25 protein-coding genes are annotated in these 21,330 nt (G+C 59.9%); 3 read left to right on the top strand and 22 right to left on the bottom strand.

Annotated elements, in window-relative coordinates; all coding sequences use genetic code 11:
• Positions 1 to 452 precede the first annotated feature (452 nt).
• The 4 genes from PAF17_RS10620 to PAF17_RS10605 form a co-directional block, all read right to left on the bottom strand.
• On the bottom strand, positions 453 to 932 hold the full coding sequence (locus tag PAF17_RS10620) for a DUF4411 family protein (protein WP_271889066.1): 480 nt from the start codon (positions 930 to 932) through the stop codon (positions 453 to 455).
• Positions 929 to 2,038: an ImmA/IrrE family metallo-endopeptidase gene (locus PAF17_RS10615; RefSeq protein ID WP_271889065.1), complete on the bottom strand. Its 1,110-nt coding sequence runs from the start codon at positions 2,036 to 2,038 to the stop codon at positions 929 to 931. Before PAF17_RS10615 ends, PAF17_RS10620 begins: the two co-directional genes overlap by 4 nt.
• Positions 2,039 to 2,733: 695 nt before the next feature.
• Positions 2,734 to 3,087, bottom strand: coding sequence for a hypothetical protein (locus PAF17_RS10610; protein ID WP_271889064.1), 354 nt, complete (start codon positions 3,085 to 3,087; stop codon positions 2,734 to 2,736).
• Positions 3,087 to 3,710, bottom strand: a complete 624-nt coding sequence (locus PAF17_RS10605; RefSeq protein WP_271889063.1) for a peptidoglycan recognition protein family protein — start codon at positions 3,708 to 3,710, stop codon at positions 3,087 to 3,089. Before PAF17_RS10605 ends, PAF17_RS10610 begins: the two co-directional genes overlap by 1 nt.
• A gap of 115 nt (positions 3,711 to 3,825) precedes the next feature.
• Between PAF17_RS10605 and PAF17_RS10600 the strand changes: the two genes are divergently transcribed.
• Both PAF17_RS10600 and PAF17_RS10595 read left to right on the top strand, forming a co-directional pair.
• Positions 3,826 to 4,011, top strand: coding sequence for a type II toxin-antitoxin system HicA family toxin (locus tag PAF17_RS10600; protein ID WP_271889062.1), 186 nt, complete (start codon positions 3,826 to 3,828; stop codon positions 4,009 to 4,011).
• Between the two features lie 53 nt (positions 4,012 to 4,064).
• On the top strand, positions 4,065 to 4,460 hold the full coding sequence (locus PAF17_RS10595; RefSeq protein ID WP_271889061.1) for a type II toxin-antitoxin system HicB family antitoxin: 396 nt from the start codon (positions 4,065 to 4,067) through the stop codon (positions 4,458 to 4,460).
• Positions 4,461 to 4,485: 25 nt separating this feature from the next.
• Here the strand turns inward: PAF17_RS10595 and PAF17_RS10590 are convergent, their stop codons facing one another.
• The 10 genes from PAF17_RS10590 to PAF17_RS10545 are packed head-to-tail and all read right to left on the bottom strand — an operon-like array spanning position 4,486 to position 15,970.
• Complete coding sequence (locus tag PAF17_RS10590; RefSeq protein ID WP_271889060.1) at positions 4,486 to 5,058, bottom strand: hypothetical protein; 573 nt, start codon at positions 5,056 to 5,058, stop codon at positions 4,486 to 4,488.
• A gap of 38 nt (positions 5,059 to 5,096) precedes the next feature.
• Positions 5,097 to 6,803 carry a hypothetical protein gene (locus tag PAF17_RS10585; protein ID WP_271889059.1) on the bottom strand — a complete coding sequence of 569 codons (1,707 nt, stop codon included), beginning with the start codon at positions 6,801 to 6,803 and terminating at the stop codon, positions 5,097 to 5,099.
• A 3-nt stretch (positions 6,804 to 6,806) separates the two neighbouring features.
• A complete protein-coding gene (locus tag PAF17_RS10580; RefSeq protein ID WP_271889058.1) occupies positions 6,807 to 7,235 on the bottom strand; it encodes a collagen-like protein in 429 nt (142 codons plus the stop codon).
• Positions 7,235 to 7,573, bottom strand: a complete 339-nt coding sequence (locus PAF17_RS10575; protein WP_271889057.1) for a hypothetical protein — start codon at positions 7,571 to 7,573, stop codon at positions 7,235 to 7,237. The genes PAF17_RS10580 and PAF17_RS10575 overlap by 1 nt, the downstream gene beginning before the upstream one ends.
• Before the next feature lies 1 nt (position 7,574).
• Positions 7,575 to 8,183: a hypothetical protein gene (locus tag PAF17_RS10570; protein ID WP_271889056.1), complete on the bottom strand. Its 609-nt coding sequence runs from the start codon at positions 8,181 to 8,183 to the stop codon at positions 7,575 to 7,577.
• The gene (locus tag PAF17_RS10565) at positions 8,180 to 12,508 is read right to left on the bottom strand and encodes a phage tail protein (protein WP_271889055.1); all 4,329 of its coding nucleotides are present in this window, start codon (positions 12,506 to 12,508) and stop codon (positions 8,180 to 8,182) included. Before PAF17_RS10565 ends, PAF17_RS10570 begins: the two co-directional genes overlap by 4 nt.
• Positions 12,509 to 12,511: 3 nt before the next feature.
• Positions 12,512 to 12,931 carry a DUF6950 family protein gene (locus PAF17_RS10560; RefSeq protein WP_271889054.1) on the bottom strand — a complete coding sequence of 140 codons (420 nt, stop codon included), beginning with the start codon at positions 12,929 to 12,931 and terminating at the stop codon, positions 12,512 to 12,514.
• On the bottom strand, positions 12,928 to 13,542 hold the full coding sequence (locus PAF17_RS10555; RefSeq protein ID WP_271889053.1) for a hypothetical protein: 615 nt from the start codon (positions 13,540 to 13,542) through the stop codon (positions 12,928 to 12,930). Before PAF17_RS10555 ends, PAF17_RS10560 begins: the two co-directional genes overlap by 4 nt.
• Positions 13,539 to 14,174, bottom strand: a complete 636-nt coding sequence (locus PAF17_RS10550; protein ID WP_271889052.1) for a hypothetical protein — start codon at positions 14,172 to 14,174, stop codon at positions 13,539 to 13,541. Before PAF17_RS10550 ends, PAF17_RS10555 begins: the two co-directional genes overlap by 4 nt.
• The gene (locus PAF17_RS10545; RefSeq protein WP_271889051.1) at positions 14,174 to 15,970 is read right to left on the bottom strand and encodes a phage tail tape measure protein; all 1,797 of its coding nucleotides are present in this window, start codon (positions 15,968 to 15,970) and stop codon (positions 14,174 to 14,176) included. The genes PAF17_RS10550 and PAF17_RS10545 overlap by 1 nt, the downstream gene beginning before the upstream one ends.
• A gap of 278 nt (positions 15,971 to 16,248) precedes the next feature.
• Here PAF17_RS10545 and PAF17_RS10540 point away from each other — a divergent pair, with 278 nt between their 5' ends.
• Positions 16,249 to 16,629: a hypothetical protein gene (locus tag PAF17_RS10540; RefSeq protein WP_271889050.1), complete on the top strand. Its 381-nt coding sequence runs from the start codon at positions 16,249 to 16,251 to the stop codon at positions 16,627 to 16,629.
• Between the two features lie 316 nt (positions 16,630 to 16,945).
• On the opposite strand, the gene PAF17_RS10535 is transcribed toward PAF17_RS10540, so the two are convergent.
• The 8 genes from PAF17_RS10535 to PAF17_RS10500 form a co-directional block, all read right to left on the bottom strand.
• The gene (locus PAF17_RS10535) at positions 16,946 to 17,299 is read right to left on the bottom strand and encodes a GTA-gp10 family protein (protein ID WP_271889049.1); all 354 of its coding nucleotides are present in this window, start codon (positions 17,297 to 17,299) and stop codon (positions 16,946 to 16,948) included.
• On the bottom strand, positions 17,296 to 17,709 hold the full coding sequence (locus PAF17_RS10530) for a phage tail tube protein (RefSeq protein ID WP_271889048.1): 414 nt from the start codon (positions 17,707 to 17,709) through the stop codon (positions 17,296 to 17,298). Before PAF17_RS10530 ends, PAF17_RS10535 begins: the two co-directional genes overlap by 4 nt.
• 1 nt (position 17,710) lies before the next feature.
• Positions 17,711 to 18,094 (bottom strand): DUF3168 domain-containing protein, encoded by a 384-nt coding sequence (locus tag PAF17_RS10525; protein ID WP_271889047.1) that lies wholly within the window; start codon positions 18,092 to 18,094, stop codon positions 17,711 to 17,713.
• 3 nt (positions 18,095 to 18,097) lie between these two features.
• Complete coding sequence (locus tag PAF17_RS10520; protein ID WP_271889046.1) at positions 18,098 to 18,574, bottom strand: HK97-gp10 family putative phage morphogenesis protein; 477 nt, start codon at positions 18,572 to 18,574, stop codon at positions 18,098 to 18,100.
• Positions 18,571 to 18,900: a head-tail adaptor protein gene (locus tag PAF17_RS10515; RefSeq protein ID WP_271889078.1), complete on the bottom strand. Its 330-nt coding sequence runs from the start codon at positions 18,898 to 18,900 to the stop codon at positions 18,571 to 18,573. The genes PAF17_RS10520 and PAF17_RS10515 overlap by 4 nt, the downstream gene beginning before the upstream one ends.
• Positions 18,900 to 19,403, bottom strand: coding sequence for a hypothetical protein (locus PAF17_RS10510; RefSeq protein WP_271889045.1), 504 nt, complete (start codon positions 19,401 to 19,403; stop codon positions 18,900 to 18,902). Before PAF17_RS10510 ends, PAF17_RS10515 begins: the two co-directional genes overlap by 1 nt.
• Positions 19,404 to 19,415: 12 nt before the next feature.
• Positions 19,416 to 19,862, bottom strand: a complete 447-nt coding sequence (locus tag PAF17_RS10505) for a hypothetical protein (RefSeq protein WP_271889044.1) — start codon at positions 19,860 to 19,862, stop codon at positions 19,416 to 19,418.
• Positions 19,863 to 19,926: 64 nt separating this feature from the next.
• A complete protein-coding gene (locus PAF17_RS10500; protein ID WP_408636402.1) occupies positions 19,927 to 21,258 on the bottom strand; it encodes a phage major capsid protein in 1,332 nt (443 codons plus the stop codon).
• Positions 21,259 to 21,330 lie beyond the last annotated feature (72 nt).

Below are 21,330 nucleotides of genomic sequence, written 5' to 3'. Positions count from 1 at the left end.
CTCGGTGATCTGCGCGACCGCGTCACGCTTGAACTCGGCGCTGAAATTGCCTTTGCCCATCTCGGCCTCCTTGCCTCAAAATTAGGGAAGAAGGCGTCTACGAATCTAGGGGCTATTCACACTCCGCGCGGATTTTCTGAATGCCAAGTTTCTAGCCTCTGAGCCCATTATTCCATTACCCCACAACCAGAAAGAGCCGCCTCTGACCATTCTCTCGTGCTGCTGCCATGCCAGAAGGTCAGGCTGGACGGAAACCTACGCGATTCTGGCAGGCTTGTCGCTAGTCCCGGGAGCGACCGTTCGCTGCACCGGGACGAACGAGCCGGGAGGGCTCGAAGTGAATATGCAGCAACGCAGGAACCCTGCGCACACAGGGCGTGCATGACGATGCTTGAACCGCGCCAAGCCAGCCTAGGATGACCGGCAGAACGAGATGATCTTCTGAATTCCGCTCAGAAATATACGCCGTGCTGCCGGAGCATCTGATAGGGAGTTATCGTCGAAATCCCATGCGCGTTGGCAGCGTCTGGAATCTTTATCTTGTTTTTTGCTGTCGGCGCGCCTGCTTCGAGCGTGACTATCTGATGCCCTCCAAGCATAGCGTAAGCCACCAGATAGGAGTCGGCCTTGCCCAGGAACTCGGCGACCGCTGCAGGGGTGTAACCATTGGAGCCGGCCCATGTTGCGACCTGCGACATGGTGTTCGTAACCGCAGAGTCATCAGGCATGAAAATGGCGGAACCATGCATGTCGATCCAGTTTCGGATGTTATCATCCTTCTGTCTAAGCTCCCGCTTAACCGGTGAAATGCTTTTAACTTCACCCTTGGCTGCCGCATGAACGATCCACGACCAGTAGCTGCCGCAAATGTCGAAAGCGTAATACGTCATCGCAGGCGTGAGGAATGCGTTGGTGTCTAGAAGCAGGGTCAACTTGTCACTCCAAGGTGCCGTGCTTCCTTCCGGAAGGTGGTCGAATTCTTGATATTGAGAAGGTCGAACGCATCGCCCATGAGCGTCTGGCCTTCGAGCGCCGACGAGATCACCGCGGATGCGAAGTGGGGGTCAACACGGGCGCCCATCGTATTGTAGAAATCGCCACCACCGGACTTCTTCTGTTTGGCCTTCCTCTTGAGAAAATCCAACTCGGCGTCATAGGCATCTTGGAAATCGTCATAAGACAGGCGTCCCACATCCTTCATCCGGCGGAGTGCAACCAGCGTGCTTACTCTGAAGGACCGGGCAATCATCGCCTTTGCCTGGTCGACATCTAGCGGCAGATCCATATTGGATAGCTGCGCCATCGGAACAAGAACCTCAGCCGCAACCGCATTGCAGAAGCGCTCCACCTTGGAATCGAGACCAAGTTGCTCAGGCAGATCGTCAGCGGCGCTATTGCTCACGCCGTCCTTGCCGATCCAGATATGAGCCAGTTCGTGTGCGAGGGTGAAGATTTGCCCAGACTTGGTATCGGCGCCATTGATGAACACCAGCGGGGCGAAGGGATCTGTAATCGCAAATCCCCTGAACTCTCGGGTGTTCAAGGCGCGATGGGTGTTGTTTCCGACCACGCCGTTGATCATTACCAGAACACCCGCCTCGCGCACTAGCGCGATGAACTGACGTAAGAACTCTTCCCAGGTCGCCGCTTCGTTTCGGCTTCCAACTTCGAGCTTTAAAACAGTTCGGATGTGCCCTGCCACTACCGCGGGTTGATCGCCCACGTCGGCTGCACCCACGAAGGGGAGAGAGTCGGAACGAGAACCGGCAACATGTTCGCGATACCACCTCTGTCGCCGCTGACAGATGTGGATCGTGTCGATCAACTCCGTGCTAGGTCTTTGAACCCCGCCGTCCGCCATGCGCCTGAAGTCTGGAAGCGGCAGCCTCTCCTCCGGGGGCTCCCGAAGGAAAAACATGCCCATCGGCAGGTGAAGGATGCTCGCAAGGGTTTCGAGCTGCTGGAACGTGGGTCCGCCTTGCCCGTCCAGCCAGATCGGATATTTCTTGAAGCGCTTAGATAGAGTTTCAAATGGCATGCCAGCGCGCTCTCGCGCCCACTCTAGGACGGCTGGCGATATTGCTACCTGTGCCATGTGATGCCGCTCTCTTCTTCCTGGCTTCACTATGTGAGCTTAACCAAGAGTGTGTAAATAAAAAAATACGAGCGCTACATATACACACAATGTCCCGCCGACAACGCCAACTGCATCTGGAATCAGGTCATCCGAAAGTGGAGACCTTGCCACCCGCATTCTCCCGAGCGGCAAGCCTCAGCTATGGGACTTTTGCGGCCGAAGGCTTGGCGCCCGATCACGCTCGACGAATGACCGCTGTTTCCACCGCCGGGCTTTCCATGCTGCGCCGCCGCATGTCTGCAAACCGCCCGCCCCCATGTGGTGGACGCGAAACGGTCACGGTTTTTGGAGTAATTTTCGCGGCGACAACCTCAAGCCGCCTGACCTGCCCCCTTTGGATCCCTTGACTGCGGCGCCCCCGATGACTTCGACCCAGACGCAATCTGAATCCAACCACCCCATAAGATGTCTCGCGCTCACCGTCCCTCATGCCACGCGATCAGGCACCGCTGCGCGATGCCCGGCAGGCCGTGGTGATCGACCAGCAGGATCCGACGCCCGCCCTGCCAGATCGACACCCGTCACGCGTGATTCCCAGCGTGACGGGTGTCAACGTTTCCACAGCTTCCACCAGGTCGGGCGCTGCTTGCGGCCTTTCATTGCGTTGTCGCATGGCGCAATGCAGCCGACAGGGCGTCGGCTTCCTCTCGGGCTTTCAAGGCCTGTTCACGCGACCAGACGGCGCGGGTGCGACCGGTGAAGCGCTCGAACATCGCCCATCCTTCAGCCGCGGCGAAGCCGATCAGATAGATCACTTCGCTGATATCCTCGGCGCCGATCGGCAGCGGCACCCCGAACAACCCGGCCAGCGCAAAGACCAGTGCCAGCACCTGGGCGATGAAAGACCGGTTGGTCACGAACAGGGTCCAACGCGGTCCCTGCCCCGCCGCGGCCGCGATCTCATTAGCCAGTTTCACGGTTGCATTGATTTCACGGATGATGCGCAGCATCAGATCACCCCCAACAGTTTCAGGATTGCGATGGCCCCGATGCCAGCTCCGACGATCAGCGCGGGGGCGTGGCGGTTCGGTTTCGCGGCCGGGGCATCCGGCGCGGGAATATCGGGCTTGACCGGCGGGCGGCTTGTGCCGGCCAGTTCCTGGGCGACCAGGTAGCGCAGGTGATCCCCACAGCCGATCGGATCGGTTGCGCTGCTGCGCCCGGGCAGCCAGGCAATGTCCCATTTCCCCGCTTGCGTCACGCCAAGGGTGGGCTGCACCTCGGCATGGGATAGGATCGTCTGGCGGCTGACCGGGATGTTGTATCCCTTCGCCAACCGGGCGGTTTCGGTGACCAGCTGGTGCAGCTGCTCTTCTGTGATCGGATACCTGCCGGCATCGAAAGGCAACTGCACGGCCCCATCCATCGCACAGACGGCAATCCCGATGCTGTCGGTGTTCAGGCTGGCCGTGTGACGCGCATAATTGGCCGATAGCGGCGCGGCATTGGCGCTGATCGGCCGCGCGCCATAGACAACCTTGCCATCGCCCTCAATCAGCAGATGGTAATGGTCCCGATCGACTGCACTGGCGCGATGGGTTCCCGCCGTCCAGTGCCAGATAATTCTCTTCATGATGACCTCGCATGAAAAAGCCCGCGCGAGGCGGGTGGATGTGTATTTATTTGTGTTTTCAGGTCTTGTGCACAGCTTGAGTTATGTGTATATATTTACACAGAAAGGAGGGGCGGTGGAGCTTGAAACCAATTCCCGAAAGCTCCTGAAACTGCTCAAGGCCGCAGGTTTTGAAGAGATCTCGAAGAAGGGATCACACCTCAAGCTTCGGAAAGGCGATCGCACCGTGATCCTTCCACACCCGAAGAAAGACCTGCCACTGGGGACAGTCAGAAGCATTTACGAACAGGCGGGGCTGTAATGGCCCCTCCATCCACCGTTTCTTCACCAACGCAACCGCACAGGATGGACAGCATGCGTTATTTCACAGCCGTCGTTCATCAGAACGATGACAGCGCTTATGGATTGAGCTTTCCCGACCTTCCCGGCTGCTTCGCGGCTGCCGATGATTGGAACGCCATTCCGGCGGCAGTTGCGGATGCCCTTGACCTCTGGTTCGAAGACATGCCGGATGTCGAACCCCTATCCCTTGAGGAGCTGCGCCGGCGCGACGATGTTCGACAGCAATTGGCCGAAGGTGCCGTATTGATGCCCGTGCCCTATATTCCTGCGGACACGGCGCTTGCCCGCGTCAACATTTCGCTTGACCGGGGCCTGTTGCGCGCCATCGATGAAACCGCGAAGGCGCGGGGGATGACCCGATCCGCGTTTATCTCTTCCTCGGCGCGCCGGGAAATCGTCGGCGCGTGATCTGTATTGACAGGCCCGGCACAAGTCACTTCGGGCTGAGCAGCATGAAGGCGACGGGCGAGGTGCGATCGAAGACGCGTTTTCCCCCACAGTCGAATTCCAGTGACAGATGCACCGTCACCCGCCCCGCCCTGAGCTGGCGGGGCAGATCCAGGCGCAGCCGCATCGGCGTGTCGGAATCGCCCACCTGGCGCGATGGTCCGACACGCGGACCGGGCGTGGCGATATTCGTTTCATCGGTGAACAGCGCCGTGCGACTGAGCAAGGTGCAGGCGGCACCGGTGCGGGTGCGCCGCACCACGATATTCAGCGTGATCCGGTCGCCCAGGTAAACCGGCTCGGTGACATAGGTCAGGCCGGGGGCTTCGTGGATCACCCGATCTTCGCCTGTGGCCCGCATGACCTCTTCGGTCAGATAGTCCAGCTTGTCGGAAATGCTGGCCAGACGATCCGGGCTGTCCCAGATTTCCAGAAGCCTCTCTTTCCAGGGCGTGAACAGCAACACGATCACCGCTGCGCATCCCGCAAAGGCAACCCGGGTCGCCCATTTCTTCGCCTCATCGGCCACGAAGGCCCAAAATTTCAGTCTTTCGCTCATCGGCAAATCCCCCGCCCCTTCCGATCGTCCGCGCCGCGTCACTCCCAGGCAACCCATGACGGGTTCAGCCCATCGATCCACGCGTTCAGATCAACAAAGCCTTGAGAACTGGGAGGAGCCTCTGCTGCCCATGCCGCATGGATCAGATAGTATGTCTGCCCATCATTGACGGTGAAGCTGTCAGCAGCCGATGGCGTTGGATCAGAGCCGCCGCCATACTGTTGGTAAGTTACCTTGTCCGCGGAATCCCAAGAGGCATTCAGATCAACCTTTCGGAACCTTACCTGCCCATCATCAACCCAAATCTCGACCAGCCAGTCGCCGGATGTGGGCGCATCAACCATAGCAAAGCCCTGACCGGCCCCCGTGCTGTCCCAGACCTCGCCCCACAGGATCGTGGTGTTGCCGCTGTTGTGCCAATCCGGGCGAGACACTTTGAGAACCATGTGGTCACTGTCTGGCCCATATAGATGGACCAACTCGGTTTCGCTGTTCACGACATGGCTGTCAGCATTGTCGAAATTCGCAATGGCCGCCAGATACCGGACCCCATTGGAGCTGGCATTGGTCATGGCACTGCCGCCACTGACATAGCTGCCGACCCAATCACCCAATGCCAGCTCGGGAGCCTGTGCGGTCGCTGTGAGCAGCGCCGGTTCTGAATAGGACGAACCGCCGCGACCAGCAGGTGCATAGTCTGACACGATGTCTGCGGCCATCTGGCGCAGGTATGAAGCAACGGTGCCGGTGATGCCCTCCGATGCATTGTCGGGCAGCGCCAAGGCGTCCTGACCTTCGACCACATCATAGATCATGGCACGGGCGCAGTAGATCGCCAGCTTGCTTGGCATGTAGGGATGATGCCCACGGTTTTCAGCCGAATAGCCATTTTCAAGAGCATGGAAATCCAAGTGCGAAGCGATGCCTGCCGGCAAATTACCTGCCTGATCGTCATCATAGGCACGGGCATAGATCCAGTGCGTCGGGACAATCCACACATCCGACGGAAGGCTGTTCGCGGCGAGCTGAGCGGACAGGTATTCGCGGCGATAACGTAGAGCGATGTCATAGCCATCAAACCGGCCACGCCAGGCGGCATCATCGATCGGGAGAATAACCATCGGGGGCCAGTTACCACCAATGTAAGGCGTCACGCCGTTCTGTGCAGCCAGCTCAAACAGGCGATATTCATAATCCAGATCACGAGCCAAAGTGATCCGATGCCCATTGGAGCGCCAGATGTAAGGCTGGGCGAATACGCCTGTATATTCTCGCGCTACCCAATCCTCATGAAGCATCTGCTCACCCTCATACATGAGGAAAGCACCGCCCGAGAACAGAGGCATGTCATTACGTGGATCGCAATAGTCGCCCCACTCGCCGTGATAGCGGTTCCACAGCCACTGGGAATTGTTTGCAGGGCCAACCTGCATCGCCAACCCAACCCCCGGCAGTGTCTCTCCCAGTGCGGAGGACGTCACAGCGCCGGTGTAATCGCCACGGGTATCAGCAAGGATACCATGCCCGGTGTTGCCTTGCTGATCACCGTCAGAACCGCCCCACCAGTTATAGGCCAAGCCCACCGGATACGATCCGCCCGCAATCATCATGGGGGTGTCTGTGCCCACCCCCATATTCGGGGTCGCAGGCGGGGGGGACCACGAGAACCCCACCCCCTTCAGCGCAAGTGCATTCCCGCCAGCAACCTTGATGGCCGTGGCGTTCAACAGATCGAGTTTTGGCATGGATCAGCTTTCCGTCAGGACTGCAATTTCCAGCGCCGCGGGGCTGTATGCGTCATACGCGGTCTGGTCGGTGAATGTGGTGATGGTCACGCTCTCGCCGTCAATCCCAGCAGGGCCTTGCGGACCCTCTGCGCCGTCCTGACCATCAGCGCCAGCCGGTCCGGTATCGCCCTGCGGTCCTTGCTCACCCTGGATGCCCTGTTCGCCCTGAATGCCTTGCGCACCGTCCTGCCCATCCGCGCCGGGATCACCTTGCGGGCCTAGCGGACCGGCTGGCCCTTCATCGCCGCGCGGGATGGTCAGCGTGTTCGACGGCTCATCATAGGTGACATCAGATCCAGCCGCGCCCGTCGCGATCGTCACATCGGCCCAATCACCGCCACCACCGCCGCCCGATCCGGGCTCGCCCCGCCAAAATCCAGTGATCGCCATTACAAACTCCTGACTTCGATGTTGATTTCGCCATCCGGCAACGTGCGCCATCCGTTGCGGCCTTCGATCTGCAATGCAGCCCTGTAAACGCGCGGCGGCAGCAGAATTGAATCGCTCGCAATGTCGAAGGCCATGACCGTCGCGGCCGGCATGGCCACGCCGTCATCGATGACCTGCTGATCCGTCAGCCAGTAGCCGGGCAGAACCAGGTCGACGCCATCCAGATAGATGACCATTCGCGCATCGAGACCCGTCGCATCCCACGGTGCGCCCGTTTCGGGATCGATCACCGGAAACCCAAGCGTTCCGGCCTCCCCCTGCCTGTAAACTGTCGTCATGTCATTCCCCTGTGTAGATCGGCGCGGGAACCGGCACCTCGAACATCCCGTCAAGATCTTCGTCGGTGATCGTGATGCCCTTTGCAGATGCCAGCCACGGCACGAAATACGGCAGCCCGTCGCCCGGATCATCGGGATGCAATGGCCCGACAAGGCGCGTATTTCCGCGCGAAATGGTTGGCCAGGACTTGAGGCCGGCCTTGATGAGATCATGCTGCGCAGGACTGAATTCGGGCAGGTTCAGAAATTCCTCGACCGTCGCCGGCAGCGAGGTCGTATCATCGGCCAGCTGTGACATCGGATATGCGCCCGCCTCGGCAAAGCGCAGAAACGCCAGGCTTGTCGAAATCTCGGTGGCCATTCGGGCCTGATGCAGCGCCCCGTCATATTCGGCCTGGCTGCGTGGATCGATCCACTGATCGGTGGTGACATCAAAGACCACATGGGGATGATCGGGACGCGGCGGGATCGCCCAGACCGCGCCGTTCTTGATATAGATGTCATTGGGATCCGTATCGTCAGCAACCACATAGGAGCTGATGTCTTCAGGGGCGATATCGTCGATCGCGATCGATCCGTCATCGGGATCGAGATAGGCATAGCGGGTCATCTCTTGCTTCCGGAAATTGACAGGGTGATGTTGGTGATATCCAGCGGGCCGGAAGATACGGCGGCATTGCTGAATTCGCGGCTGAACCCATAAACTGCTACATGAACCGAGCTGGACCCTTTGGTCGTGGCGATCAGATGCGCAGGAATGGCGTATTTCACATCGCCATCGCCACTGGATCTGACACCAAAGCGGGATCGCGCGACCTCCTGGCCATTGACTTCCATGTAGAGAACGCAGAAGTTATCCGGCCCCTGGTTGATCGTGTCGACAACGGCCGAGAAGAAGGCCGTGAACCCGCCCCCTTCGAAACCGGTGATCGTCCGGCTGATGATCGTATGCGGATCTGACCGGTCGCGCGAAATCGTCAGGTCAGACCGGCTGAAATTATATGGTGCATAGATCGCGTCACCCTTGATGTTCAGGGTGTCGATCTCGCCGGTTCCAACGGTCAGGTTCGCCGCTTCCAGGCTGACGAATTGACCAAGAAGCGCCCGCATCGTGTTGCCGGTGATCAGGTCCGAGGTGACCCCGCCAGGCGTGATCAACGTGGCACCGCTACGCTTTCGAATGCAGCTGACACTACTGAACCCGACTGTCGCTGAGTTATTGCTATATACAAGCAAACGGATGCGCGCCCTTCTGGCATCCTCGGGGGCTGTCAAGCTGCGCTCACCTTCGTTGAAACCGTTGTCGCCAAGCCCGACCACTGTGTCTTGGCTCAGCATGTTTTCCTGATTATCCAACCAACCCACTGTTATTGCGGCAGACGCAGCGTTGTTTCCAATGGCGCGAATAATGCCGCTGAAGGTATAGGTTTCCCCCTCCAGAATACTGAAGGTAAGGCTGTTCTTGACATCATAACTGCCTGTAACCGAGCATTGTATTTCCCCGGCGCTTTCGCCTTTGACCCAATTGAATTCATCAGGAGAAAGCATGATCCAATCCGGATCGCCATCGATGCCCCATGAACTCGGGCTGACCATTTCCGCATCGGGAACCATGTTGCCAGACAGATCCATCACGGTCAGCATGTCTGCGGCCACGCTGCCTTTCAGAAGGATATGATCGGCATCGAGCTTTGCCACCGAGACAGACCCATTCGATCCATCGGCGGCGACCAGATCCAGCAATGAGACCGACCCGCCCGCCTGCGCCCGGATCAGATAGCCCGCGCTGGCATTGCCTTCGAGGTCGGAGATCGCGGTGGCTTGCGTCGTGACCGTAGCTGTCAGGCTATCAATACGCGAGTCCTCAACGGGCAACCAAGAGCCATCCCACCACCGATAAGGCCGATTGTGGTTCGAGGTATCATACCAGATATCCCCATTGCGCGGATTCGCAGGCGCGGTCGAATTTCGAAAGGTCCGAACGCGAGATGCCTCAGCAGAAACCGTCGTCATCTGCGAAGCCAGCGCCCCGGTTTCCGACGCGCGGGTTGCAGATTCTGTCGTGATATCTGCTTCGGCCGCGTCCAGACGGCTGTTCGCGCTGTCGCGATGTGCGGTGAAGGCCTGATGATTGTCTGCGACCACCACTTCCAGATCCGTGATCCGGGCAATGGCGGACTGATCGACCTTGGTGAAAGACAGGTCGGTGATCGCGATCGGATCGGTTGCAGCGGTCGGTGTGATCCGCGTGCGGAACCTGACGCTGACCGTGCCGTCGGGCGGCACTTCCTGACCGGAAAACACCCGCCATTCATTCTGGGTCAGGCTGATCGTCGTGGACGGATGCCCAAGCGATGCGCCGCCGCTGTCCAGAAACTGGATCATCACATCCAGATCCCGCCCGGTCCCGGCCGAGGTCGCATTCAGGCGCCACTGGAACACTTCACCCGTATCCAGATCGACCGAGAAGACCTGCAATAGCTCGCGATTGAACGACGCATGCCCGTCCAGCTCGACAAAATTCGCGGCGGGCGCATTCGCAGTGATCGGATCGGGCGATGCCTCATCCTGCGCGACAACCGTGGCGCTGCCGGTATGCCCCGCCCATCCGGTCAGATCGTCGCTGAAGCGCGGGTTTTCCAGGTAGTTTTCGCTGTTCAGGACAGCCGTCAGTGAATTGATCTGCGCCGCCAGTGCATCAGTCGCGGTCTGCCGTGCGGTGGTTTCGGACTGGACAGAGGTATCGGTGTAGTTCCTGGCGATATTCAGGTTGTCGATCGCCAGCTGCTCGACAGCATCGATCTCATCGCTGAGCGATGTCTGGGCCGATGTCAGGTCGGCACGGATGTCATCCGCCTTTTCGTCCGCATCGGCAGCTGCTTCCGCCGCGGCGGCGGCTTGCGCCTGCGCATCCGCAACCGCCTGCGTGACCTCTTCCTCGAAATCAAGCCAGGTAAGGCCGATATCGGGTGTGCGGACCGACAGCCACGATGACCAGCTGGACTTGGGCGTCAGCCGCGACAACAGCCGCGCCCGAACCTCGTAATCCGTGCTGGCCAGGACATCGCGCAGATACCAGGCATGCGGATCTGCAAACCGGCGCGTCGTGTCGATCGTGACCGGACGCCCCGACACCCGCGCCTGGATCTGGATATCGGTGACGCCCACCTCATCCCCATCACAGGCCACAAGGATCGCGGGACGCCGGCCAATCCCGTCGCGATCTTCGACCGCGGCTGGCGTGACCGTCAGGCCGTTGATTGGTTGCGTGATCCGCACCGGGTTCCTGGGCACGGTGATGGTCACGGGGGCTTCGAAATCGCTGGACCAATCATAATCGGATGGATTGATTTCGCGCAGCGAGACCAGGACATTCATGCCCGGCGTCTTGACCACCGTCTCGACCATGAACCTTTTGCTGTCATAGCCGTTGCGGCCACTTGTCCAGGACACCGTGTCGATCCCCGGTTCCAGCGCGTAAGCCTCGGGCGGCAGATAGAACTGGTGACGGCGCATCCGGCGGAAATCCCGCATCTGCGATCGTTGCAGCCGCTGCACCTGCTTGGCGAAGGGCGCTGCCCCGTAGCTGATCGAGGTCGGCAGATAGCGCCCGCCATCATCCGCCGTGGCGTCGGCATCGATATATTCCTTCGCGTCCTTGCTGGCCCATTTCTCGCCGGGTTCCGGATAGGTCGCGGACAGGGCATTGTAGGTTTCCGTCACCGGATAGAACGGTTTCAGCGACTGCCCTTCGGTCGTGATGATATCCTCATCCGTGAAGGAAAAGACGCTGGTTGCGGGGATATCGACCACGGGCTTGATCTGGCCGCCAACCTCGGCAAAGCGCATATTCGCCGCGCGACCCAGCTCTTCCAGAACATCCACGGGCTTCACGTCGACGCTGATTTCCATCCCGCAGCGATAGCGCCGCTCGGTGCCTCCACCAGACAGATTCACCGTCTCATCGCAAGCATTGGCAGCCGCAATCCACTCGGCAGACGGAAGGCGCCAGGCGTCCAGATCCTTGCCCCCGAAGATCCATTCGCCTTCGAAGCGAATGCCGCGAATGATGTTATAGGCGATGACGGCAGGGTTGCGCGAAGGTTCCCAGGTCGCGGGATTGTTCCAGCGATGCGACCCACTGCCGCCGTTGCTGCTGTCCTGACGGATGTCATAGACCGGCAGCGGTTCAGGCTCGAACAGATAGGCGGGATAGCTGGTCATCGAGTCGCTGTCATAGCGCACCGTCACAACCGCATAGGCCTTGCCCTCGCCAATCATGGCGGCGGTCCACGGGTAATCCGTGTCGCCCGTCGCGGCAAAGATCGTCAGCGGGTCCGCCGCCGTCTGCGTGCCGTCAACCCATTTGACCCACATGCGTGGGTTGGTGCTGTCGCCGTCATCGCGGTAATTGTTCAGCTCCGCGCCCAGATCGACATGACCAGCGGGCAATGACCCCTCATTATAGGCGATGACACTCTCGATCGGGTCTGGGCCGGCGCCGGTCGGAACCGATCCACGCCGGCCGGCCACGACCGACCAAGGTTCATCATCGATCCACATGCGCGACAGGCTCTGCGGCAAGGCGCTGAACTCAATCACCTCGGTGATGAAGCGGGTATTCTTGCCCCAGGACTTTATATACTTGCGCTTGCCCGCAGTCGCGTATTCCCCGACCGTGAAGGACAGCGGCAGGTCATCAGCCATCTGCACATCGAACTGAACCGACGCGCCCTTGAACTCGGGAGGGCGCTGGAAGGCCGAGGCAATCGCCGACACACCGATGCCGATCGCCGTATTGGCAATCGCAAAGGCCGTCGCGACACCCACATTCAGGCTGGTGGCGATCCATGTCGCGACAGCCGTTACCGGGTCCGCATGCGCAGGTGCAGCCACCGCGATCAACGCGGCGGTCAGGAAAAGCAGCTTCTTCAAGATTTACTCCCCGACGCGAAAGGCGCGGATCATGTCGGCGCGCGGGCGACGGCCCTGGCCGGTTTCGGTCAATACAATCAGGCTGGTCGCATCGACCATCCCAAGCCCCTGCCCGATCGGGCCGGTTGACGGCACGAGGCACAGATCGCCGATATGCGCCCGCGCAGGCGCGATCTCCTGCAGGTGCATCGCCACGAAATCGCCAAGGGTCAGGGCCCCGCTATCGCGCAACACGCGCAGCGCCCCCAGCGGGCTGTCATATGTTCCGCGATAGGGTGCAGCCAGATCCTCGCCGGTGATCGCCTCAACCACGCGGCAGGCAAAACCGATGGCGCAATCATGGCTGCCCCAGGCAAAGGGCGCACGGCGTTGGGCGTCCAGCTCTGCCGACAATCGCGCCCGCCAGTTCTCCAACCGCCTCATTCGTTCCACCATTGAGTTTTGCGGCTGCGGATCATGCCGGAATAGACCGAGAACAGGTCACCAGAACTGCGCCGTTTTTGGTGCGCGTCCGATGATTTTGCCGGATTGACCGTGGACATCTGGGACAGCAGCTCGGAACGCACGGTCAGGTTGATGCCGCCATCGCCCCCGGCAGATGGCGTCGAGATCTGCGCATCATCAACGATGCCGATCCAGTGCAGCTGCGGGTTCGAACTCAGGCGACCGCTATCCCAGGTGGTGACATGGGTCTCGACATAGGCCAGCCGCAGATCGAGGCCGCGCGCCAGGTATTGCGCGGCATCGGCAATCTGCGACAGGCCAATGCTGATCGGGTTGTCGGTCCAGTCGGCGACATAGGTCGGATCGCTGATGGTCAGGTTGCACCCGCCGATATATGCGCGGCTGGTCAGCCCGCCCGATGGCGTCTGAACGTTGAAGCTGTGATCGTCATCACCCGACCAGAACCCCAGCCCTTCGACCGTACCCGTGTCCCTGCTGCGCCCCTCGATCCATGCAAAATAGACCGGTGCAATGCCCTCATCCCTCGCCGCCTGCAGGGACGAAATCAGGCTTGGCTCAAGTATCTTCATGGTTTCTGGACAATCCTCATCGATCCGCCGCGCGCGATGTCACCCCCAGGCAAATCGAAATCGAACGGCTGATAGCCGCCGGGCGGAATGATCGCCTTGAAGCGCGGCTTCACCAGCTCGACCGAAAGACCGGTCGACACCGGCAATGGCAGATAGGGCCGCACCTCGCGCAATGCGCCGGCCGATCCGCCCCCTTCCATGACGCGGCCGAAGTAATATCTGTCGGCGCCATAGGCGATCGAGAAGAAATCGCCGACCGTCAGCTCAAAGCCCGGCGGGAAGCCCGAAAAGGCCGCGCGTGATCGATCCGAAGAAATACTGTCGATCGTCACGCTTCCCAGACCCGCAGTGATTCCGTTCTGGGGGCCAGAATAGCCGGGATCGGAAAACAGGAATGTCTTGCGCGCCCCATCCAGCCCGTCGATCCTGGCCTCGATGTCGCGCGCAAGATGCGCCGCCCGATCGGCCAGGCTCAGTTCGGCAGACCACAAGGGGCGCGACAATTCGCTTGACCAAACACGGCCATCGCCCGAACCCGAACTCTCATCGAAGCGCTGCATGAAAACCCGACATTTCTTGACGCGCAACTGGTCGCAAAAGAAACTCAGCGGATATGGATAGCTCAGTGGCATCAGAAACGCTTTCTCGGATTGCGGTTGTATTCCTGGATCTGTCCGGGGATCGATTTTGAAACCTTGACCCCCATATCCGCCGCACTTCGATCGGAGACCTCCTTCACGCGCGCATCGAAATACGGGCTTGGCACGATTTCAATCTGCGATCGCGAAGGCTGTGCAGTGCCCCCGCTGAGAAGGTCGCGCGTCTGTGCTGAACTGTAGTAACGCGCTGCACCAGTCGCTTCGATTTCGGGGCCGCGCTCGCCGACCAACCGAAAGCCGCCAGCATGCTGGCCGCCGTTGGCATATGCAGGCATGCCGACCGCAGCAAAGGCCGATGACAGAAGCCCGCCACCGCCTGCCATCCCGCCCCACAGCGCCTCAAAGGCCCGGTTCGCGAACACGCTGGACAAACCGTTGAGCAATTCGCTGATCGCTTCACGGGCTGTTTTCGATCCCGTCACAATGCCCTCGAACGCGGCCCCGAACGATGCCTTGAAGTCATCGGCCTTTTCACTGGCCTGATCCGTGGCCTTTCCGACATCTCGCAGCGCACCCGCAGCCCCGCCAGACTTGCCACCACCACCAGCACCGCCACCCGAAGCGGCAGTTGCAACATCATCCAACGATCCCGCAAAGCTGGCCGCAGACATCGCGCCATGATCCAACGCCTCGGAAGTACCTGCGACCATCCCCCGCAATTCACGAAGCTTTTCAGCGGCAGGGGCAAACGCCTCCGATATCGCACCAGCCGCTCTACCGGCATTTTCACTTGCAGCGGCGCGGGCATCAGCCTCTTTCGCAGCAATGCCGTCCCATGCCTGACCAGCAGCTGCTGCCTGAGCCTGAAGACTATCTGCAACATCACCCATACCAAGGTCTCTGGCGCCCGCCGACATGCTGCCGAGAAAGGAATACCAAGCCCACTGCAAGTCACCCACGAACCGCAGGAACCCGGCTTTCACGTTGGCCCAAACCGCCGCAAGCGCAGGAGGAATAGCCTGTGCCGAATCTGCTATCCCTTGCCAGACCAAAGCAGACAGCTCCCCCAACTGCCCCATCGCTTCCCCAAATCCACCAGCTGCGCTCACAAGCCGCCCGAACTGGTAAACCAACTCACCGGCGACAACGACCAGCGCCCCAATCCCGGTCCGGATTAGCGCCCCCCGCAGAGCCACCAGCGCACCAGAAAGGCTCAATGTCGCTACTCGTGCCGCCACCATGGCACCTACATAACGCACGCCGAAACCGGCAACCGCGACAGCAACATATGTTCCCAACCGCTGAAGGTTATTCGTCAAGCCATCGATCACGGAACGCAGATGACCACCTTCGCGCAGGCTATCGGTCATTGCTTTGGCCAGCCGACCCAAAGTCGGAACGATGGTGATCGCCAGCTGTTGACCGACATATTGGCCAACCAATCCCAGCCGACCGATCCGATCATTCGCCAGCTCTATCGCGTCGGAATCCACGCTGCCAAGCGCTAGACCATATTCCTCGACATCACGACGGGCATTGCGAAAGGCATCGCCGCCGGCCATGACAGCCAACAACATTTCCCGGTTTCGCACGCCCAGATCCTGCAACAACGCCGAGGCTTCACCGGTCGAAATACCCAGTTCGACGATGCGGTCCGCAATCAATGCAAGCTTTTCATCGGCGTCCTTGCCATCAAGATCCGCAGCGGCAATGCCAAGCTGTCCAAGTGCGCCGACCGCGTTCTTGCTACCACGCGCCACTTCGCGATCCATCGTCTGGACAGCATCGGTCAGCGTCGAAAGAGAAACGCCTGCCTCGCCAGCAGCCATCTCGATTGCGCGAAACCCACCTATAGTTCCACCCAGTCGGCGCGCAGACTTCGCGGCCTTATCTATATCCCCCGCCCCTTTTAGGGCCGCAGCACCGATAGCCGCTCCCAATGCAGATGCTGCCCCCGCCACTGCGAGAAACTGTGTTCGCATGGCAGCAAGAGGCTGCTTGACACGTCTGGCCCCACTCTCGAACTTCGCGCTATCAAGTCCCAGATTTACTCGAAGCGCACCAATAACCGATTGTGCCATCCACCTACCCCCAAAAAGGAATCCCTATGAACGAAAATGTAAAAGCGATACTTTCACTCGGAGTGATCGCAATCGCGGCTCCCTTTCTTTGGTGGTCTTGGACCGACGACGATCTGAACCCACCAAAGCAAGAGATGTCCCAGAAAGATAAGGATCTGAGCGAAGCGAGATATGCATGCCAGCAGTCAATCGCGGCGAACCTGCACGACCCCGAATCCGCCGAATGGGAAATGGGCAGTGACAACTGGTATGCGACTTGGCCCGCTCGGGTAAACGGCAGCACGATCACCGTAGAACCTTCGTTCCGTGTGCATAATGCGCTTGGAACAAAAATTCTTTCGCAATGGTCCTGCGTTATCGACACCACCGACAACTCATGGCGACTGGTATCCCTTGAAGAACTCTAAGTCGCGAACCGCGCACGCCACTGCGCTTGAGTGATGCGAGGCAAAGACGCTCGCAGGCAGCCCAGACGGATCGCCACCTGGGCCTGATCCTCGACCCGCCCGGCATCACCAGAGATAAACCGCTTGGCATCCGGCAGTTTCCTGGCGCGGCGAAGCGCTTCGACATGCCAGGCCAACCAGGCGCTGTTTCGATGATCCCGATCCATCCGATCCGACGCACCCAACATGTGCGCAAGATAGAGCCGGGGCGTCAGACCCCAGAAATCAGAGGGCGAAAAGCCAGCAGCTGCATAGGCCCGCAACATCGCCAGATAGTCTAGGCCGCCGGACCCTGAGCGGCCTGTCCCTTTCCCAGCTCTGCTGCCTCGGATGCGGACGGGCTTGCGGCCCTGATCACAGTCACCAGAGCATCGACATCGGCGCTGAGAAGTTCGCCGGCCTCGGTCAACGTGGCCTCAGGATGATGATGCAACATGAACGACCACATGATGGCCCGCATGTCCTTCACGCTGACCTTCCCCGCCTCGAAGCCCTCGAAGGCCTCGAAGGTCGCGAGTGCATCCTTTCCCGTTGCATCTTCGAATTCACACATCGCGTTGAAATCACAACGCAACGTATAGGTCTTGCCACCCAGCGTTGCAGTCGCTTCGCCCAGAAACCGGTTGCTCATGGTTCGATGGCCTCCGACAGCCGGAATGTGGCCGTGGCCATCATCTTGTCATTCACCGGCGCGGTGCGTGCGTAACCTTTCAGAAATCCCGCATAGGTTTCCGGCGTCCCGGCGGCAGTCAGGGTGATCTCGACCTGGACAGTTTCGCCCGACGCTTTCAGACCCAACAACAGAACATCGCTGGCGCTGCCCGGAATATAGTTCATCGGGATGCTGACCTCGCCGCCATCGGTCAGGCCCGAGATGAACTGTTTGCGCCGACCGGGCGACTGCATATGGGTGACTTCGATTTCATCGATCTGCTCATCAGGCATCTCGATATCACCCACAAATTCAAGTTCGGTCCAGTTCGGCGTTGCCCCAACACCGATCCGCACCTGGCTGCCATAGCCGATTTGTCCATCTGGCATGTCATTCGCTCCAGTTTGTCATGAAATCCATCGAGACCCGGTATGGCCGTTCAGCCTCATTGGTCCCCGCTTCCCGTCCTTCACGCGAACCCGCGTGAAATACTCCCTGCATTGGCCCGCCGTGATAGCCATCCAACGCCGCCAGAACGGCCCGTTGCAGTCGTTTCGCGGCCCCATAATTTTGCGCATAGGCGTCGATCTGGACCCGTGATTGAAACAACCCGTCAGGCCCCTGCATGCTGTGTTGATTTTCGCTGCTGACCACCTGCATGACGATCGCGGGCAGGTCCGCGCCCTGCATTCCCTCACCCCAATCAACACGACCGCCCACCACTGACGATATCGTGCCATCGGCCAGCAGCATCGCACGCAACGCTTCTTCCATCGCTCAGCCCTTCGCCGCCAGCTTGGCGGCGCGTTTCTCGGCGCGCCGGATAGCTTTCTCAAGTTCGGCCCACAGCTCTTCGGACAATCGATCGAGCATGGCGCGCTTGTCCTGATCCCAAGCCGGGCGCATGAACGGTTGTGCCGCCATCTTCCAGGTGCCGAACTCCACCAGATGGCCATGCCGCCCGCCGTCCCCCGACAGATAAGACGGACCGACGAACATCTCGACCGAGGATTTGTCATCGCGAAACATACGTCGGTGAATACGCGCCTGACGTCCGTCCAACTTGGCTCCGACAATCACGGATCTCGCAAGGTTCCCGGTTCTCACCGGGGCCATTGAACTCGCCAGGTCAGCGGTGGGCTGAGCGGCCTTTTTCAGCGCACGCCGCAATACCCCCTTGCCGGCTGCCTTTGACAGATTGTCGAGCGTTCTTTCCAGTTCGGCGAAGCCTTCCACATCAACGGTCACGCTCATGGCGCCACCAATGCTGTCGTGAACTCCCGCGCCGCGCGCCGTCCGACCTCCTTGATGCCGACAATCGCATAAACGCGACCCTCCGCTTCGATCCGATCGGTATGCTCGATGCTTGCAGACAGCCTGGACCAACGAACGGTGAAACGGGATTGAAGATTGGGCACGATCGTGCCCGCACTGAATTTTTCGCCGTCGCTTATTTCGCTCTTTGCCGCCCATAACCGGGAACCGAACGGCGTGTAATCTCCTGGCCGCGACTGGAACCCATCGTCAATCATCTGGGCGCGCAGGAACTGAATACGGCGATCAAAAGAAATACGGGCCATCAGCACAACACCTGCGGGCGGCTATATTTCACCTGCTTTACAAGCCGTTGGAAACCGAAACTCAAAACCGGCGCATCATATCGATCACCAACCGAGATCTCGGTTTCCAGCCACTCCTTTACCAGCAGGATCACTGCCTGGCGCATCTGTTGCGGAATACGGCCCTTATGCTCATATCCGACCTCGGCAACAATCGTCTCGCCGGCATAGGTGCCCCGACGGATACGAGGCTCATTGAAGGCGCTGACCAGCTCCGCACCATTCGCATCCCGAAGCGATATCACTGGCGCACAAGGCAACCAGAAAACCGACCAGGCGCATGCAGGAAGCTCGATCTCGACCTCGCGCCGCATCATCGGCCGGTTGGTCGCAGCTTCCACAACCGCGGTTGCCGCCTCGATCAGAGATTGGATTCTGTGCTCTGCATCCGGATCGAAAGGGATGTGATCAAGCAGATCTGACGCTGAAAGAGGCAACGCCACGATATCGGTAAGCACCCTCATGATGATCGCGCCTTAGCGGCCCTGCTTGGGCAGACCGCCCTTGCCACTGCGCTTGGCCTCGGGTTCGCCAGCAGCCGTATCGGGCTGATTATCCGGATCACCGGAATCCTTGGCGTCAACCACACAGAAATCACCCGGATCAGAGGCATCGATCTGTAGATCGAGTTGCGCACGAACGCCTTCGAGACGCTTTTCTTCAGCCTCCACCTGGTTGGCCCGTTCTTCCAGCTTCTGCCATTCGCCCTGGATTTCGGACATCGCATCCTTGAACGCATCCGTTTCACGGATATCGCCCACCGCGATGGTCAGTTTTTCCATTTTTGGCATGGGCTGCTTTCCCGCGCGCACGGCATGTCCGGCCTTTACAAGCTCATCTGCCTGCGCCTCGTCGAACCCGGCAACCTCGCCGGGGTTGTAGCGCGACCAGCTGCGCTTGAATTCAACTGCCACTTTCTTCATGGCTGCTCTCCAATGTTCAGGGTGACGAAATGGTGCGCGAAATCAGATCCCGCGCACCCGACGATCAGAGCGACCAGCCGGCCGCGTTGAAACCGGCGAAGGACACGTCATGCTCCAGGGCGAAGTCATGCTCTGAGATCGCACGCATCAGGGTCAGGTCGTTCTGGAAAGCCGAAACCCAATCCGATCCATCGAAATATCCGGCCTCGGTGGAAACGCCGATGCTCAGATCCATGCTGTCGCCGATCATGGCTTCAGAGAACTCACCGAAATAGACCTCGGTTTCATCGCCATCCGTGCCCAGGTTGTTGGGGATCTGTGACGTGGTGTGGATCATCCAGCCCAGCAATTGCCCATTGGCCTCGATCGAGGGGAACAGCTTGTTGCCGTTGTCATCGCGAAGATTGGCCAGGAAGTTCTTGGCCGACGCCCGCATGATCCAGCCCGCCTGGCTCATGTTCACATCTGCATCCTCGACACGCGACACGACCGTGCGCAGCGCCGCTTCTGCCGCTGCCGATGTTGCGCCGATCCCGGCATCGAGCGCCGCAATCCAGTTCGCAGCCAACAGCCAGTTGCGGATCCCGCGCGGCGTATTGGCCGTGCCGGTGCCGCGAATGAATGCCAGATCCTCGCGCCGGGCCATGACTTTCAGCAGATCGTCACGAACATGCTGCGCCATGGCCATTCCGGAATGGCGAAGCAGCGAGTTCCCAACTGGAACCAGACCAGTCAGCTTCTTGAACGACTGGTCGATCTTGTCGAACTCGGGTTCGCTCGCCGCAATCTGCGCGTTTTCAGCGGTATAGGTCGCGGTGGCCGATGCGGTTTGCTTGGAATGGCGGATCTGACCAGCAGGCATCGGGAATGTGCGCGCCCCTGCCCGACGCACCACAACACGCGAACGCAGCAGCTCGATCATTTCCTGCGCCATCGGTCGAGGGATAGTCACGCCACCCGCCGCTTCCGACGCACCCGACAATGCAGCCGAAATTCCCGAATGCCCTTCGTTGTCAAGATAGCTGGCTGCCTTGTCGCGATCGCCGCGGCACCGGGCCAGAGCATGAACCATAAAGCCGAGGCTTACGCCCTTCTGGTTGGGATCGGCGACGACGGCCGGGCGTGGCGTGGTGGCCGTGGTGGTATCAGCACCCTGATCTCCGATAGCTGCCGCAGCCTGTGCCGCTTCTGCCGCTTCCGCGCGCTTCACCTGCGCATTGAGTGTGTTGAATTCCGCCTGGGCTGCGTCGAAGGCCGCAACCGCCTCTTTATGCGCATCCTCTTCAACGCCGGTCCCGGCATCCTCAAGCGCCGCAATCGCATCGGCGGCTTCCTGGAGTTTCGTGGCAGCGGCCTTACGGTCGCGGCGAAGGTCATCGATTTTCGGCATTGTCATGCTCCTACGAAAAAGACCGCGCAATGCGCGGTCCAGGTGAACCTGCCGCGACCGGCAGGAATGAAAATCTCG

It is taken from the genome of Paracoccus onchidii, assembly GCF_028294535.1.
GTDB classification, from domain to species: Bacteria; Pseudomonadota; Alphaproteobacteria; order Rhodobacterales; family Rhodobacteraceae; genus Paracoccus; species Paracoccus onchidii.
The sequence above is the reverse complement of the archived record's forward strand: the minus strand, read 5'-3'. Positions and strand labels throughout refer to the sequence as shown.